The organism is Streptomyces sp. NPDC057702, assembly GCF_042799315.1.
Taxonomy (GTDB): Bacteria; Actinomycetota; Actinomycetes; order Streptomycetales; family Streptomycetaceae; genus Streptomyces.
The window spans coordinates 74,303-90,585 of the sequence record NZ_JBHVJC010000029.1 but is presented as its reverse complement, the minus strand read 5'-3'; the positions used below and the strand labels follow the sequence as shown (position 1 = coordinate 90,585).

Here is a 16,283-nt window from a genome sequence, read left to right as displayed (position 1 = left end):
CAACGGGTGAGTTGACCTATGTGACTCAGAAGGGCTGCGACGTATGACCGAGACGTGGATCAAGTCCAGCTACAGTGCGTCCAACGGTGGCGAATGCATCGAGTGGGCTCCCGGGTACGCGACCGTGACCGGTGTCGTCCCCGTGCGCGACAGCAAGGATCCGCAGGGCCCGGCCTTGAGCTTTGACGTGTCGACGTGGCGCGTGTTCGTCCTGAGCGTCAAAGCCGGTGAGTTCGGTGCGTAGGGCTGCGCGCTGTTCTAGCGGTGCCGCAGGGTCGATCGACCAGATCCCGAAAGGTGCTCAGCGATGACCGAGACGTGGATCAAGTCCAGCTACAGCCAGTCCAACGGTGGCGAGTGCGTCGAGTGGGCTCCCGGACGCGCGACCGTGACCGGTGTCGTCCCCGTCCGCGACAGCAAGGACCCCAACGGGCCGGCCCTGGCCTTCGAGTCGTCCGCGTGGCGCGCGTTCGTGGCGGGCGTCAAGGGCGGCGACTTCGACGCGTAGGCCGTCACCACCCGCCACCGCTCGATCAGAGCCCCCGACCAGACCGGTCGGGGGCTCTCGCGCTGTCGGAGCCCGTGAACGTCGGCACGCCGACCCGGGGTCACACCGCGCCGAGCCGCCAGCCCCGTCCGTCAGCGGGTCCGGACGCCCCTCGCCACCCGGGCCCTGTCCGAGTAGCTGATCTTGAAGTGGTCGTGGTGAGCCGACGGCCGCGACGCGGGAGGGGGCCCCTAGCGTGGCGACCGCGTCAGCCCGCGGAACGGGCGGAACCAGAGGCTGGCGCCGGCGGGTTCGATCTCGAATCCCGCGAGCGCCAGGAGCTGCCGTCCGTCCTCGCCGACGTAGAAGGACTGGCCCAATGCGGCCGAGGAGCGTTCGGCCAACTCGTCGGCGAGCGACCGGGCCGTATCGGCGTCCTCGGTGGCGTGCCGCGTCGCGGTGAAGTAGCGGACGGCTCCATCGTGCCGCCCCGTGAAGCGGTAGGGCGCGTAACGGCCCGGTGGGTCGGCCGAGTAGAGCGCCTGGATGGCGCTGCCGAGAGTCTGCTGGTTGCGAGGGTCGGCCGCGAAGGCCAGGTGCGCGTCAGGATCCGTCCACTGGGCGAAGTTGAGGATGGTCCGGCCGTCGGATCCGGCCAGGCAGTGCCGCGCGAGGTACGCGGCCGGCAGCTGGGCCACCTCCCAGGCGTCCATGACGCCGGACATCACCCTTCGCTGGTGGTCGGGCCCCTCGGTGCGCCAGACGGAGGCCAGGATGAGACCCGCGTCCGGTCGGTCGGGGGTGGGCAGTGCGACCGGCTGGAGGCCGGTGTCGGTGGTGGTCATGGCGCCAGCCTCCAACCTCAACCACGATTGAGGTCAAGTCCCGCGATCGAGCGGGAACCATCCGACGGCTGCCCCCGGACCGGGTCAGGTCGGGCGACGCGAGGGCGTTGGCGTGGCTCCACTTGGGCCGACCCCTCCGGGAGCCCGAGTGAGTACGACTACTCATACGCACGGCGCGGACACCGTCCGTAGGATGACCGCTGTTACGGCAGGACTACCGAGGGTGGGGGCGTAGCGGTGGGCACGTTCGACGAGGAGTGGGCCAGGCTCCGGCAGGGAGCGTCGGCGGATACGGCGGGTACGCGGCCGGCCGGGACCAGAGCCCCGGACGAGTGGGGTGGCGGTGAGGGCGGCGTGCGGTCCGACCAGGCCGCCTGGAACGCGGCGGGTGGGAGTGTCGAAGCCCTGCGGGCCAACGTCACCAAGGCCCTGACGGCGTTGGAGCACGGGCAGGCCGGTGTGCGGCGCGCCGCCGCGCGGGGGGTGGCGAGCGCGCGGGCCCAGAGTGAGGCGTACGCCTCCTGGCAGTGGTACCTGAAAGCCGTGGGCGAGCGCTGCGAGGCTGTGCGGACTCGGCTCAGGAAGGCCGGCGCCACCCAGCACGCCAACGACCGGGCCACCCAGGGCGCGTTCGACGCGATGGACGGCCCGTACGCGGACACCCCGGCCGTGGGCGGCCGGGGCCGGGAGCGGTGAGGCGCGCCCCATGGACTTCACGGCACTGCGGACCCTGCGCCCGGCGGACTTCGAGGACGCGGCAGACGGCTACCGGGCCAGCCGCGACATGGCCAGCGCCGCCAAGGACGCCCTGAACGGTCAGATCCCCCTCGCCATGCGGACCGCGCTCGGTGGCGAGGCCGTGGAGGCGGCGGTACGCCAACTCCGGAAGCTGTCCGAGAACTTCCAGTACGCGCAGGTCGAGTGCGGCGTGCTGACCACCGCTCTGACCACGCTCGCCGGCGAACTGCGGGTGGCGCAGCGGAAGCTGGCGGCGGCCGTCGAGACAGCCCGGGCCGACGGGTGCACGGTCAACCCCGACGGCTCCGTGCGCTACCCGCCGGGCGGCGACGCGGTGGACGGCCAGACCCCGGCGGGCGGCACGGTGCGCGGCAGCGCCCTGGGAGGCGGCCCGTCGAAGCCCATCGACCCGGCGGGAGAGGCGAGCGACGTCGCCAACGCCCTGCGCGACCAGGCGGCCAACCAGCATCCGAACCCGTACTACGGTCGCGCCCAGGAGTACGCCGACCGCATCGCGCGGGCGATCGCCGAGGCCACCGAGGCGGACGAACGCTGGGCTCCCCAGATCAGGCGGCTCGCGGCGGACGACGACCTGCACGTCTCGCACGCGGACTGGGCCGACACCGGGCGGGACCGCGCGGGCGCCCAGCGCGCGGCCACGGACTACCTCCAGACGATCGACGCCCCGCCCAGCAACGGCGACCCGGAGGGGAACGCCGACTGGTGGAAGGGCCTGTCACGCGACGAGCAGGCGGCCTACGTCGCCCTGCACCCCGCCAGCGTGGGAGCCCTGGACGGCCTGCCGGCCGAAGTCCGTGACGAGGCCAACCGCGCGGTGCTGGCCGAGACGCGCGGCCGGTACGAGTCGGAGCTGTACGGAATTCCGCCCCGCCCGGCCGGGGGAGACGAGCGGGAAGCCTGGAACAGGAAATACGAGAAGCGGTACGAACACCTGAAGGGCCGCCTGGACGGAATGGCCACCATCCAGAGCCGATTCGACCGGGTGGGCCAGAATCAACTACCCGAGGCGTACCTGCTCGGATTCGACGCGGAGGCCAACAAGGACGGCCGCGTCATCATCGCCAACGGGAACCCGGACACGGCCGACCACATCGCGATCTACGTGCCCGGCACGAAGACGACCCTGGAGGGCATCGAGGACGAGACGTCGAAGGGGGAGGCGTTGTGGCAGGAGAGCTCCAGCCTGACGCCGAAGCAGTCGGTCTCGGTCATCACCTGGTTCGACTACGACGCCCCGCGCTCCGCGAAACCTATCGTGGAGGGAGACCTCCTCCCCGAGGCGATGTCCGACGACTACGCGGCCCGTGGCGCGCCGCATCTGCGTAGCTTTCTCGACGGGAGTGAAGCGGCTCATCAGGTCGCCACCGGCGACAGCGCCCACACGACCCTGATCGGGCACAGCTATGGCAGCACCCTCATCGGCGACACCGCGAAGCACACCAGCGACTACCGGCCCATGTCCCTCAGCGACCCGCTGCCGGTCGATGACGTCATGGCCATCGGCAGCCCTGGCATGCAGGCCAGGCACGCGGCCGACCTCGGTATCGAGTCGGGGCACATGTGGGCCATGGGAGGGGCGGGCGACGACCGGTGGGTGCGCGAGGGCGGCAGATACGTGGGCCTGGGCGAAGACAGCGTCATTCCCACCGACCCCGAGTTCGGAGCCAACATCATGGCCAGTGACGCCGCCGGGCACGGAGCGTTCTGGGACACGGTGGACGGTACGCCCTCGATCAGTCTCAAGAACCAGGCGAATGTCATTGTCGGAAGCTACGAGGACGTTGAGTTGAAGCGGGAAGCGCGCTGGTGAGGCGGCGCCGTCGCGAGCGTCTGCGGTGGGGGCTCGCTCTCTGCCTGGCGCTTCTGATGCCCACGGGATGCACCCACGCACGAGACGAGGCGAGCGACTTGGACTACCAGCCGAAGGACCGGTACGGCGACGAGGTGGAGCAGGAGATCGCGGCCCTCTCCGGCGAACTCCTCGACGTGCTCCAGGCCAAGGGAGAGGTGACGAAGCCCGGTCCGATGGCGGGGCCGTGCCGAGTGAGCGCCGCCGACGCCGAGATGTACCGGAGCGTCCGCCATCCCTGGTCGTTCTACGGCGTCGACAACAAGGTTCTGGAAAGCGCCATGGACAACCTCGCGAAAGGCTTGCCGGACCGGGGGTGGAAAATCGTCAAGAACGGCCCCGACGCCAGCAAGAACCGCAACCCCGAGATCCTCGCCGTACACCTCAAGAGCCGTACTCAGGCAGAGATCACCTGGCGGAAGGGACTCCAGGGCCGCGAGCCACTGATCTCCTTCGCGGTCTACTCCCGCTGCTTCCGCGACCCCGACCGCTCGACCCGGCCCGCCGGGGAGGACTGAGCGGAGCGACCGGGGCGGCGGGGGAGCCGTCGATCAGGGGCGTCCCGAGACGACCGCCCGCCCCCTCAGCCGTCCCCGCCCCCTCAGCCGTCTCCGCCCGCCTCCTTCGTCGCCGACGAACCCCGTAGCGCCGGGTCCAGGATGACCGCCTCGTGGCGGGCGGTCGTCGGGTCCTCCGGGAAGTGGCAGGCGACCAGGTGGCCGGGGCCGTTGCCCGGGAGGTGGACCAGTGGGGGTTCCTCCGTGGCGCAGCGGTCGCGGGCCTTCCAGCAGCGGGTGCGGAAGCGGCAGCCGGACGGGGGGCGGACGGGGGAGGGCACGTCGCCGGCCAGGCGGATGCGCCCGCCGCCGGCAGGGCGCGCCCCGCTCTCGAGGCCACCGGCGGGCCCGCCCGCCGCCAGCCCGGCCCCGTACGCCTCGCCTTCACGTGTCGCGGTCGGGCCGACCGCTCCCGCCCGGCCCGGGGAGGCCGCCCCCACCGGCCCCGTCTCCGCCGGCCCCGTCTCCGCTGGCCCCGCGCCCGCCTGGCCCGCCCCCGCCTGGCCCGCGAGGGCCGCCCCCTCCGACAGGAGTCCGGTCGCGTCGGGCACGGCCGACAGCAGGGCGTGGGTGTACGGGTGGCGGGGGCGGGTGTAGATCGACTCGCGGTCACCCACCTCGACGATCTTGCCGAGGTACATCACCGCGACGCGTTGCGAGAAGTGCCGTACCACCGCCAGGTCGTGGGCGATGAAGACGAAGGCGATGCCGCGTTCGGCGCGCAGGCGGCGCAGCAGGTTGATGACCTGCGCCTGGATGGAGACATCCAGCGCGGAGACGGGTTCGTCGGCGATGATGAGGCGCGGGTTCAGCGCCAGCGCGCGGGCCACGCCGATGCGTTGGCGTTGGCCGCCGGAGAACTCGTGCGGGAAGCGGTTGTAGTGCTCGGGGCTGAGGCCCACCGTCTCCAGCAGTTCGCGTACCCGGGCCTCCCGGCCGCCGCGCGGCCGGACGCGGTTGACCTCCATGGGGCCGGAGATGATCGCGCCCACCGTCTGTCGGGGGTTGAGGGACGAGTACGGGTCCTGAAAGATCATCTGAATCTCGGAGCGGATCGGGCGCAGGGCCCGCCGGTCCGCGTGGGTGATGTCCTGGCCCCGGTAGCTGATCCGGCCGGCGGTCGGTTCGAGGAGGCGGGTCAGCAGTCGCCCGGTGGTGGACTTGCCGCACCCGGACTCGCCGACCAGGCCGAAGCTCTCGCCCGCGTGCACGGCCAGGTCGATGCCGTCCACGGCCTGTACGGCGCCGACCTTCCGCCGGAACGGGAAGCCGCCCATGATCGGGAAGTGCTTGGTCAGTCGCTCGGCCACCAGAAGCGGTTCTCCGGACGCGGACCCGGTGCCGCCCCCGCTCCCCTCGGCTCGTGCCGGGCGCGCGTCCGGCGCCGGGGCCGCGTCGTGGCTCATCGGTCCCCTCCCCGCCCCGCGTCCCCGCTCGGCCGTTCGCCGCCCGGCTGTCCGTCGGCCGGGCCCGCGCCCGCCGGGCCCGGCACCTCCGCGCCCGGGAACGCGGGGCCCGGGGACGCGGGGCCTGGGGACGCGGGGCCTGGGGACGCGGGGCCTGGGGACGCGGGGCCCGGGGACGCGGGGCCCGGGGGCCCGCCTCGCGGAGCGACCGGCCCATCCCGCCGGCCGGCCGCAGGCCCCCCTCGCCGGATGGCGAGAGCCCGCTCCGGCCCCAGGTGGCAGGCGGCCCCGTGTCCGGCCGGCGCCGCCCCGTCCCCGGTGGGCAGCTCCGGGCGCTGGGTGGCGCAGCGGTCGCCGTCGACCAGGGCGGCGTACGCGCAGCGTGGGTGGAAGGGGCAGCCGGGGGGTGGGGCGAGGAGGCTGGGCGGGGTGCCGGGGATGGGGGCCAGGGGGATGTCGACGGGGCCGGTCAGGCTCGGCATGGAGTCCAACAAGCCCCAGGTGTACGGGTGTTGGGGAGTACTCAGCACCTCGCGTACCGTGCCGCGTTCCACCGCGCGGCCCGCGTACATCACCAGCAGGTCGTCGGCCGTGTGGGCGACGACGCCCAGGTCGTGGGTGATGAGGATGATCGCCGAGCCGAACTCCCGTTGGAGGTCGCCGAGCAGGTCGAGGATCTGGGCCTGGACGGTGACGTCCAGGGCGGTGGTCGGCTCGTCGGCGATGAGGAGGTCGGGATCGCAGATCAGGGCCATGGCGATCATCGCCCGTTGGCGCATGCCTCCGGAGAACTGGTGCGGGTAGTCGTCCACGCGCCGCGCCGCGTGCGGGATGCCGACCTTGGCCAGCATGTCGACGGCCCGCCGTCGGGCGGCCCGCTTGGAGGCGCCGGTGTGCTTGCGGTACGGCTCGGCGATCTGCCGCCCGACCGTGTAGTACGGGGACAGCGCGGTCAGCGGGTCCTGGAAGATCATCGCCATCTTGTTGCCGCGCAGCCGTTCCAGCGCGCGCTCGCCGGCGCCGACCAGCCGCTGTCCGTCCAGCACGATCTGGCCCTCCACGGTGGTCGTCCGCGGGTCGTGGAGGCCGAGGACGGTGAGGTTGGTGACGGACTTGCCGGAGCCGGACTCGCCGACGATGCCCAGCGTGCGGCCCCGCTCCAGGTCGAAGGAGAGCCCGTCCACGGCCCGTACGGTGCCGTCCTCGGTGGCGAAGCGCACCCGCAGGTCGCGTACGGACAGATAGCCGCCGCCCGCGCCGGGCGGGGTGGCGGTGGCGTCGTGGCTGACTGTGGTCATCTGCTCGGGCCCTCCTAGGCCAGGCGTACGCGCGGGTCGATGACGGCGTACAGGGCGTCGACCACGATGGTGAACACCACGATCGCCGCCGAGCTGACCAGCATCACGCCCATCAGCATGGGCAGGTCGGTCAGCCGTACGGAGTCCACCGCCAGCCGTCCGACGCCGTGCAGCGTGAACGTGTACTCGGTGATCATGGCGCCGCCGAGCAGCGAGCCCAGGTCCATGCCGAAGATGGTCACGATGGGCGCGATCGCGCCGCGCCAGGCGTACCGGAAGAAGACCGTCCGCCCGGACAGGCCCTTGGCGCGGGCGGTACGGACGTGGTCCTCCTGGAGTTGCTCGACCATCTGCGAGCGGGTCATCCGGCTGTAGTTGGCCATGAAGATCAGCGACAGCACGAGCCAGGGCAGCAACATGCCGCTGGCCCACCGGGTGGGGTCGTCGGTGATCGGGTGGTACGCCGGCTGCTCCATGATCGACAGCCCGCTGACGAACCACGCCAGGCACAGCACGCCCACGAAGTAGACCTGGAGCGACTGGCCGAGCAGCGACAGCGAGCTGAAGAGCTTGTCGACCCAGGTGCCCCGCCGCCACGCGGCGATCATGCCGATTCCCACGCCCACCACGAGGAAGACGACGGCGGCGCCGAGGGCCAGCGAGAGCGTGGTGGGGAAGCGGTCCACGATGGTGCCCCAGACGGGCTCCTGGTTCACGAAGGAGTAGCCGAAGCAGGGCGCGTCGCAGTGCCCGACGGGGAAGTCGCGGCCCGCGACGATGCCGACCATGAAATCCCAGTACTGGACGGGGACGGGCTGGTCGAGGCCGAGGTTCTCGTTGATGAGGGCGATGGAGGCGGGATCGCAGTTCTTGCCGCAGGCCAGCTTGGCGGGTTCGGCGGGCAGCGCGAAGAAGAGGAAGAAGGTGATCGCGCTGATCAGCAGGAGGATCACGATCGCGCCGAGGGAGCGGCGGAGGAGGAATCTCAGCATGGCCTCGCGGCCCTTCCGGGTCGGGGCGGCCGGGCGCCGGTGGCGCGCGCCCGGCCGCGCGGGCTCACTTCACGAACACGGCGGTCGGGTCGACGGCGCCGTACGGCTCGTGGAACTTCACCCCGCCCACGCCCGAACCCCACAGCGTGAACAGCCGGTTGTAGAAGACCGGGACCTGCGGGACCTCCTCGGTCAGCACGCGCTCGCCCAGCCTGGCCCACTCGGGAGCGGCGCGCTCGACGTCCTCGATCCGCCCGATCCGCTCGATCTCCCTGTCGATCGCGGGGGACTTCAGATGGGAGTAGTTCGGCGAGTCGTCGTAGACGTTCCTGCCACCGTAGACCGGCGGGACGACCGTCGAACCCGAGGGCCAGTCGGCGCCCCACGAGGACCGGTACAGGTCGTAGGTGTTGTCCAGCCGGCCGATCTGCGTGTAGTACGTGCCCCGATCCAGCTCCTTCTTCTCGACCCGGAAACCGGCCGCCTCCAGCGCCCGTTCGACCACGACGGACGCGTCCTGCGCGGGCTTGTCGTTTCCGTACGCGTAGACGATCGGATAGCCCTCCTTGCCCGCCTCCTTCAGCAGTTGCCTCGCCTTCTTGATGTTGCCGCCGGGGTACCTGCGCTTCTCGAAGGGGTCGAAGTCGCGGTGGTGGCCCTTGAGGGTGGGGCCGACCAGCGACCCGGCGATCTCGCCGGCCTTGGGCCCGCCGTACTGCTGGAGGTACTGGCCGTTGGGGAACGCCCAGGCCAGCGCCTCGCGGACCTTCTTGTCCGTGACCCGAGTGGTGTTGATGCTGACCACGTCCACGTACGGCTGGGTGCGGGTCAGCGAGCGGGCCAGCGCCTCCTTGTTCTTCAGCACCGTGGAGATCTGCGCCGGGTCGACCGCGTTGTTCCAGGTCATGGCGCGGCGGTCGGCGCCCTGGTCGGCCAGCAGCCGGCGGGTGGAGTCCGCCCACTGGTGCCCGAAGGAGACCTCGAAGCGATCCACGTACTGGTGGCGGATCGGGTCGGTCCTCGGGTCCCAGTGCGGGTTGCGGACGAAGGTGATCCCCTTGCCCGGCTTGAAGTCGGCGACGCGGTACGGGCCGGAGGCCACCGGCGCCTTGTTGTACCGCTCCTTCCCGTCCTTGCCCGGTGGCACCGCCCCGATGTTCGGCATGGCCACCGCGAACGGCACCTCGGCGCGCGGCTGGTCGAAGTGGAAGACGATCGTCTTCGCGTCCGGGGTGTCCAGCACGGAGGCGGGCAGGTGGTCGCCGCCGTACGGGCCGTCCGGCAGCGCCTCGCGGAAGGTCTGCCCCTCGCCGGAGAGCCACTGCTGGAGGTAGGTGGGCCCGTTGGTGAGGAACCTCGCGTACAGCCGCTCGATCGAGTGCCGTACCTCGCGTGAGGTGATCGGGCTCCCGTCCTCGAACTTCAGCCCGTCCTTGAGCGTGTACGTCCAGGTCCGTCCGCCGTCCGAGGAGCGGCCGATGTCGGTGGCCAGATCGCCGACCAGCTTGGTTCTGCCCGTCGCGTCGTCCACCTGGTAGCTGGTCAGCGTGCGGTTGTAGACGGTCTGCATGATCAGCTCGTCGCTGACGTAGATCTGCCCGGGGTCCAGGTACTCGTACGCGTCGCGCTGGAGGACCTGGACCGTGCCGCCCTTCCTCGCGCCGGGGACCTCCTTCGCGGGGCCGGTGGAGTCGGCCGCGGTGCCCAGGGTGATGCCCTGGGCCGCCATCGTCGGCTCCTTGGAGCGGTCCTCGCCGGACCCGCCGCCCTCGCTGCACGCCGCGAGCACCAGGGCCCCGGCGGTCAGCGCGATGACACGGGTTCTGACCTTCGATGTGCGGTTGACCGTCATGGCTGCGCATCCACCTGCCTCGTCGGAGGGAACACTGCTGAACGGTGGCCGGTCGGGAACCGGCCGGGGGAGCCGGGTCGGGCCCGGCCGGGGTCAGCGGGCGGTCCTGGGGTCCAGGGCGTCCCGCACCGAGTCCCCGAGCAGGTTGAACGCCACCACGAAGACCACCATCGCGATGCCGGGGAAGAACATGTAGGTGATGTCGCCCTCGTAGACCTCGGCCCCCTTGGCGAACATCCGGCCCCAGTCCGGGGTCGGCTCCACCACCCCGACACCGAGGAAGGACAGCCCGGCCTCGGCGGTCACGAACATCGGGAGCATCAGCGTGGACTGCACGAGGATCGGCGTGCCCAGGTTGGGCAGCAGCTCCCTGCGGATGATCCGCCACGGCGAGGCGCCCGTCACCCGCGCCGCCTCGACGAACTCCCGCTCGCGCAGCGAGAGCACCTGCCCGCGCAACAGCCGCGCCAACTGCATCCAACCCAGCAGCCACAGCACGAGAACCAGCGCCGTCACCCGGAGATAGGTAGGTGTTTCCTTCTCCGGGCTGACGAAAAGGGCGGTGACCACCGGCATGAACGCCACGAAGAACAACTGCTGCGGAAAGGAGAGCAGCAGATCGATGAGCCGGCCCAGGAAGTAGTCGGTCCGCCCACCCAGATATCCGGCCGCCACCCCGATGACGATGCCGGTGAGCGTGGAGAGCACGGTGGCGGCGAGACCGATGAGCAGCGAGGTGCGAATGCCGTACACGAGCTGCATGAGGACGTCGCGGCCGAGTTTGGGCTCGATTCCGAACCAGAACTCGCCGTCGATACCGCCGTTGGGTTTCATCGGATAGCCGGTCACCGGGTCCAGGAGTTCCGGCCGGTCCAGCCCGTAGGTGGTGTAGGCGTCCTTTCCGTACCACCACGCGATCACCGGCGCCAGCAGCGCGACGGCGAAGAAGAACACCACCACACAGGCGGCGACCACCCCGGCCCGGTCACGTCGGAACCGCCGCCACGCCAACTCCCGGGGCGAGCGCCCGACCAGCTCTTTCGCTACGCCCAACGCGCCTGCTGGCAAGCCATGTTGGGGGCTCGGTGGCGTGCCGCTCGCGGCGGGTGTGGCGCCCGCGCCCGCGGCCTTGGATCGACTCGTCATCACGTAGCGCCCTCGCACTTCTCACTGGACGTGCCGTGCTCGTGGACTGACCGCGGACGTCGGGGAAAACGTCGTCGGATGAGCGGGACTGTCGCAATGAATTCCCAGCTCGGTCAAGGGGGCGTCAAACGGATACCACCCGCCCGCCCCCTTCTTGAGCGAAGGTTGTGCCAATCGAGGTGGGCGCGTGCTTGACAGGTCACGGAGAAGAGCGGCATACGTCTCCGAAAGCCCATCAACCACGCTCGGCGCACGCCCTGTTGGTCACGCGGGCCCGCCGATACGCGCACGCTTCGCAGTGCTTACCGCGCTCACGCAAAGGCGGCGGGGCGCGGGCGTGGCGGGAACGGGCCACGGGATCTCCCGCCCCCGAGGCGGTCAATTGTCGGCGGCCACGCGTGCGCGCGATACCCGCCCGGGGCAGGGCACGAAGCCCGCCCACGGGGGCGTGGGGGAGGGAATGCGGCCGGCCGCGCGGGGCCGCCGGGAATTCCGGCCGACCGGCCGCCGGCGTACTGGAGCGCGCGCACCCTGGGTAGACCTGGGGTGCCGGGCGGGGGGCCCGCGTCGGCGGGCAGTCAGGGGGCGGCCAGCATGAGCGAACGACCAACCATCGGGCGCGAGCTGCGGATCTTCGGCGCGCTGTACTGCGCCGTCTTCGCGGCCATCTCACTGGCCTGGATCATCCGGGACCTCGACCAGGTCGACGAGACCTCGTACCTGTGGTGGAACTGGGCCGGCCTGAGCTACCACCGCTACAGCGACGGCGTGGTCACCTCCTCGTACTACGACCTGGTCCTGCTCGTCCTCTACGTCGTGACCGGCCTGATCGTGACGCGCTCGGCGGTCGCGGGCAGCGCCCTGGTCACCGTCGCCGTGACCACCATCGTGCTGCGCCTGCCCAGCCTGTGGAACCTGCACTCCGACTGGATGGACGGCATCCCCGGCGGCATCGCCACCCGGGCGCAACTCACCTGCTGGTCGGCGGTGCTGGTCAGCGCCGGTGTGCTCGCGGCCGTCGCCGCCAGCCGCTCCCGGCAGCCCGCCCCGGCGCCCGACCGGCGGTACGGCACGACCCCGCCCGCGCGCTACGCCGAGCCCACACCCGGCGGGGCCAGGGCGGCCTGCGCCCTCCTCGGCGGCGTCGGCCTCGTCCTGATCGCCTGGGAGATCTACTACGCGCGGAAGTGGGGCTGGGAAGCCTACGAACGCCAGCTCACCGGCGAGCGGTACCTGGTGGCGGTCCTCGGCCAACCGGGCGCGTGGGTACGCTGGTTCATCGCGCTCCTGGCGGTCACGGCCGCCGTCCTCACCCCGCGCCGGGCCCCCTTCGTCCGACCACTCGGCCTGGTCGCCGCCTTCCTGGTCGTCGCCCACTCGGTCAGCGACGTGTCGGTCATCTTCAAGCTCGACCTCCTCGACCACCTGGACGACGTGCCCACCAACGGCAAGCTGGCCATCTACTCGGCCTTCGCGCAGGTCCTCGCCGGCCTGGTGGCCCTGCTCGCGCTGGCCACCCCCGGCCCCGAGCACGTCGCGGGCCCGCCGGCTCCCTGGGACCCACCCCCCGGCGGCTACGCCACCCCCGACGGCTACGGCCCCGGCCACTCGCCCCGTGGCTACCCGTCGGGCAGCGGCCAGCGGGGTGACCCGCGAGGCGGCGGGTACCAGGGCGGCTATCAGGGGGGTGGCCCGTACGGCGGCGGCAGCGGCCACCCGGGGGGTCCGTACGGCGGCGATCCGTACGGGGGCGGCCACCCCGGCGCCCAGGGCGGCGGATACGGCCCGCCACCCCCGCCGAGCCAGTCCCCGCCCGTCCCCCCGCCGCCGCCCAACCCCCCGCCGAACCCGCCCGGCTGGTAGGCGAGCCGCGTTCCGCCGGGCCACCGCCGACCTCATCCGGCCGGGCGGCCGGGCGTGGCGCTCGTCGGGTGCGGTCCGGCACGCGGTGCGTGAGCCCGGCTCGCGGTGGGCGGGCTCCGGTAGCCGGGCCCTGGGAGCCGCCCACCACCACCCGTCCGGATCACCCGACGGCCACCCACCCGCCAGTCGCGCCGCGCCGTGCCCGGCTACCCACCCGTCAGCCGTCCGCGCCGCGCCCGGCCGCGCCGCTCGCCCTCGCGGCGGCCGGGCGGGCGCGATGCGGGGCGGGCGGTCGCCAGCGCGAGCCCCGCCCGCCCCAGCCCCCCGACGATTCCGCCAGGTGACAGCCGGTCTCATCCGTGACAGGCGGGCGGGCGCCGCGCGCGGGGTGACTCGGACGGCGCGTCAGGCGGCTAGGCGGTCTCGTCGCCGCCGGACAGGCCCAGCGAGCGGCGCAGGAAGTCCACCTGGAGGAGCAGCAGGTTCTCCGCCACCTGTTCCTGGGGCGTCATGTGGGTCACGCCGGACAGCGGGACCACCTCGTGCGGGCGGCCGGCCGCGAGCAGGGCCGAGGACAGTCGGAGGGTGTGGGCCACCACCACGTTGTCGTCCGCGAGCCCGTGGATGATCATCATCGGCCGGGCCGGCTCCGCCGCCTGGACCAACCCCTCGTCGGTGACCAGCGAGTTGCGCGCGTACACCGCCGGCTGCTCGTCCGGGTGGCCCAGGTAGCGCTCGGTGTAGTGGGTGTCGTACAACCGCTGGTCGGTGACCGGGGCGCCGACGACCGCCGCGTGGAAGACGTCCGGGCGGCGCAGCCCGGCGAGGCCGGCCAGCAGCCCGCCGTAGGACCAGCCACGGATGGCGACCCGCCCGAGGTCGAGCGGGAACCGGTCGGCGAGCCCGTGCAGCGCGTCCACCTGGTCCTGCAAGGTCACCGCCGCCACCTCGTGCCGGATCGCCTTCTCCCAGCCGGGGGAGCGCCCGGGGGTGCCCCGCCCGTCGGCGACGATCACCGCGAAGCCCTGGTCGGCGAACCACTGCGAGGTCAGGTACGCGTTGTGCGCCGCGAGTACCCGCTGCCCGTGCGGGCCGCCGTACGGGTCCATCAGGACCGGCAGCGGGCCGTCGCCGGTGGCGTAACCGGTGGGCAGCAGCACCGCGCACGGGATGTCGCGCTCGCCCGCGAAGACCAGCCGCGGGGCGGCGGTCAGGGTCGGACGCTCCGCGTGGTTGGCGATCTCGGCCAGCCGCTCCCACTCGGCGGGGCCGCGCTCGTCGTCGGCCCGGACGACCGCGACCCGCACGCCCGGCTCGGCCAACCCCAGCGAGGGCAACACCAGGACGTCGCCGCCGCGCACCGCGGAGCTCACCGCCGGCTCGGCGGACAGGGCGACCGGCTCCCAGCCGCCGGGCACACCCGGCCGCGGGCCGGCGTCGCCGGGCTCCTGGCCGCCGGCGCGGAACCACGCCCGGTAGACACCGATCTCGCCGGGCACCGACGGCAGCCCGCCGCCCGCGCCGGGCGCGGCGGAGAACAGGACGTCCCGCTCGCCGATGTCGAGCACGGCCCTGACCTGGAGGGTGTCCGAGGTCAGGCGCTGGTCACCGACCATGAGCACGCGCGCGCCGGCCTCGTCGGCGATCCGCACGAGCTGCCCGTCCGGCGTCCACGCGGGCACCCCGGGGAAGAGGTCGAGCCAGGCGTCGTCCTCGTCCGCGTGCACGGTGCGGGTCGCGCCGGTGGCCGGGTCGACCGTCAGATAGCGCTGGGTGCGCTGGTCACGGGCCTGGACGAGCAGCAGCGGCGGCCCGTCGGCCGACCAGTGCACCCGCGCCAGGTACGGGAAGCGCGCGTGGTCCCAGGTCACCTCGGTCCGCGTGCCGTCGAGCCCGACCAGCACGAGCGTCACCACGGCGTTGGGCGTCCCGGCCGCCGGGTAGGCGACCTCGGTCGGCTCCCGGTCCGGGTTGGCCGGGTCGGCGATCCACCAGCGCTGTACGGGACTCTCGTCCACCCGCGCGACCAGCAGCGCGTCACTGTTCGGCGACCACCAGAAGCCCCGGGAGCGGTCCATCTCCTCGGCGGCGATGAACTCGGCGAGACCGTAGGTGATGTCCGCGCCCTCCGGTTCGGCCACCGCCCGGTCGCCCGTGCCCGCGCTGTCCACGACCCGCAGCGCGCCGCCGGCCACGTAGGCCACGTGCCGCCCGTCGGGCGAGGGGCGCGGGTCCACCACCGGACCGTGCCCCGCCGTGAGCGACAGCTCCTGGGTGGTGCCCGCGCGCAGCTCCGCGACGAACAGCCGGCCCGACAGGGCGAAGGCGGCCAACTCGACGGCGCCGTCGGTCGCGTAGCCGACCACCCCGGCCGCGCCCTCGCGGCTGCGCTCACGCCGGGCCCGCTCCTCCGCCGACAGCTCCTCGCCCGCGCCGCCGAGCAGCGCGGCCGGGTCGGCGGCCGGGTACTCGCGGCCCCGCGCGACATCCAGGACCCAGAGCAGGTTGGCCCGGTCGGTGCCGTGCCGCGAGCGCAGGAAGACGACGCGTGCGCCGTCCGGGGACACGCTGAAGGCGCGCGGCGCTCCGAGGGTGAAGCGCTGCGTACGCGCGTGTTGCCGAGGAAACGAGAGCTGTCCGGTCATGAGGCCGAGCCTACGGGCCGCCCCCGCGCCCGGATCGCGCGCGGGCCACGGCCCGGCCCGGGCGCCCGGACGCGGGTCGGGCCAGCGCCGCGCGCCGGGGTGCGCAGGGTGGCGTACCGCCGGTCGGGCCGGGGCCGGGGCGGGGTGCCCGGTGGGGCGGCGGTGGTGCCGGGCCCTGGCCGCCGGGCGGAGGGGGCCGGTCGGGTCGGTGCCGCCGCCGGGAACCGGTTCGGTGGCACATGCGAACAAGCATGCGCCCCTGTCATGCCCCCGTACACCGCGTCGCGCGAGGGGACGGAAAGTTATGATCCCGTGCGCATGGTGGGTAGAACTCAAGTCGGCTCACGGGCGCAGGCGTTGCCGTGGCCCGTGCGGACAGCGTGCCGGCGGCTCCCGCGCGGGGCGCCGGAGCGTGCGGTGTGGTGGTGGCGTGGATGAACGCGGGGCGAGCTGGGTAGCTCCTGCTGCGGTTGGCGTACACGAGGTGGACGAGGGACGGGTGTTCGGCGGGTCGCGCGCGGCATCGCGTGGGGCGCGCCGGGGTGTACGGCCGCGCATTCCCTGACGGGGGGCGCGGTGTGAGT

At 72.9% G+C, this 16,283-nt stretch carries 13 protein-coding genes; 6 read left to right on the top strand and 7 right to left on the bottom strand.

The window, feature by feature from the left end:
* Window positions 1-43: 43 nt before the first annotated feature.
* Both ACFVFR_RS22390 and ACFVFR_RS22385 read left to right on the top strand, forming a co-directional pair.
* Entirely contained in the window at window positions 44-244 is a 201-nt protein-coding gene (locus ACFVFR_RS22390) for a DUF397 domain-containing protein (protein WP_383704420.1), read from the top strand.
* Between the two features lie 63 nt (window positions 245-307).
* Window positions 308-508, top strand: a complete 201-nt coding sequence (locus ACFVFR_RS22385; protein ID WP_383704418.1) for a DUF397 domain-containing protein — start codon at window positions 308-310, stop codon at window positions 506-508.
* A 230-nt stretch (window positions 509-738) separates the two neighbouring features.
* Here ACFVFR_RS22385 and ACFVFR_RS22380 read toward each other — a convergent pair whose 3' ends face one another.
* Window positions 739-1,332, bottom strand: a complete 594-nt coding sequence (locus ACFVFR_RS22380) for a hypothetical protein (RefSeq protein ID WP_383704416.1) — start codon at window positions 1,330-1,332, stop codon at window positions 739-741.
* A gap of 237 nt (window positions 1,333-1,569) precedes the next feature.
* On the opposite strand from ACFVFR_RS22380, the gene ACFVFR_RS22375 reads away from it, so the two are divergent.
* The 3 genes from ACFVFR_RS22375 to ACFVFR_RS22365 all read left to right on the top strand — a co-directional run bounded on the left by ACFVFR_RS22375 (window position 1,570) and on the right by ACFVFR_RS22365 (window position 4,458).
* Complete coding sequence (locus ACFVFR_RS22375; protein WP_383704413.1) at window positions 1,570-2,028, top strand: hypothetical protein; 459 nt, start codon at window positions 1,570-1,572, stop codon at window positions 2,026-2,028.
* Window positions 2,029-2,038: 10 nt separating this feature from the next.
* Window positions 2,039-3,901: an alpha/beta hydrolase gene (locus ACFVFR_RS22370; RefSeq protein ID WP_383704411.1), complete on the top strand. Its 1,863-nt coding sequence runs from the start codon at window positions 2,039-2,041 to the stop codon at window positions 3,899-3,901.
* Window positions 3,902-3,999: 98 nt separating this feature from the next.
* Window positions 4,000-4,458, top strand: coding sequence for a hypothetical protein (locus ACFVFR_RS22365; protein WP_383704409.1), 459 nt, complete (start codon window positions 4,000-4,002; stop codon window positions 4,456-4,458).
* Window positions 4,459-4,541: 83 nt separating this feature from the next.
* Here the strand turns inward: ACFVFR_RS22365 and ACFVFR_RS22360 are convergent, their stop codons facing one another.
* From ACFVFR_RS22360 to ACFVFR_RS22340, 5 genes are all read right to left on the bottom strand, one after another.
* Window positions 4,542-5,903 carry an ABC transporter ATP-binding protein gene (locus tag ACFVFR_RS22360; RefSeq protein WP_383704407.1) on the bottom strand — a complete coding sequence of 454 codons (1,362 nt, stop codon included), beginning with the start codon at window positions 5,901-5,903 and terminating at the stop codon, window positions 4,542-4,544.
* A complete protein-coding gene (locus ACFVFR_RS22355) occupies window positions 5,900-7,201 on the bottom strand; it encodes an ABC transporter ATP-binding protein (protein WP_383704405.1) in 1,302 nt (433 codons plus the stop codon). The genes ACFVFR_RS22360 and ACFVFR_RS22355 overlap by 4 nt, the downstream gene beginning before the upstream one ends.
* Before the next feature lie 14 nt (window positions 7,202-7,215).
* The gene (locus ACFVFR_RS22350) at window positions 7,216-8,193 is read right to left on the bottom strand and encodes an ABC transporter permease (protein ID WP_383704403.1); all 978 of its coding nucleotides are present in this window, start codon (window positions 8,191-8,193) and stop codon (window positions 7,216-7,218) included.
* Window positions 8,194-8,257: 64 nt separating this feature from the next.
* On the bottom strand, window positions 8,258-10,045 hold the full coding sequence (locus ACFVFR_RS22345; protein WP_383704401.1) for an ABC transporter substrate-binding protein: 1,788 nt from the start codon (window positions 10,043-10,045) through the stop codon (window positions 8,258-8,260).
* A 93-nt stretch (window positions 10,046-10,138) separates the two neighbouring features.
* The gene (locus tag ACFVFR_RS22340; protein ID WP_383704399.1) at window positions 10,139-11,191 is read right to left on the bottom strand and encodes an ABC transporter permease; all 1,053 of its coding nucleotides are present in this window, start codon (window positions 11,189-11,191) and stop codon (window positions 10,139-10,141) included.
* A gap of 594 nt (window positions 11,192-11,785) precedes the next feature.
* Between ACFVFR_RS22340 and ACFVFR_RS22335 the strand changes: the two genes are divergently transcribed.
* Complete coding sequence (locus ACFVFR_RS22335) at window positions 11,786-13,054, top strand: hypothetical protein (RefSeq protein WP_383704397.1); 1,269 nt, start codon at window positions 11,786-11,788, stop codon at window positions 13,052-13,054.
* Window positions 13,055-13,467: 413 nt separating this feature from the next.
* Here the strand turns inward: ACFVFR_RS22335 and ACFVFR_RS22330 are convergent, their stop codons facing one another.
* A complete protein-coding gene (locus ACFVFR_RS22330; protein WP_383704395.1) occupies window positions 13,468-15,699 on the bottom strand; it encodes a prolyl oligopeptidase family serine peptidase in 2,232 nt (743 codons plus the stop codon).
* Window positions 15,700-16,283: the final 584 nt, after the last annotated feature.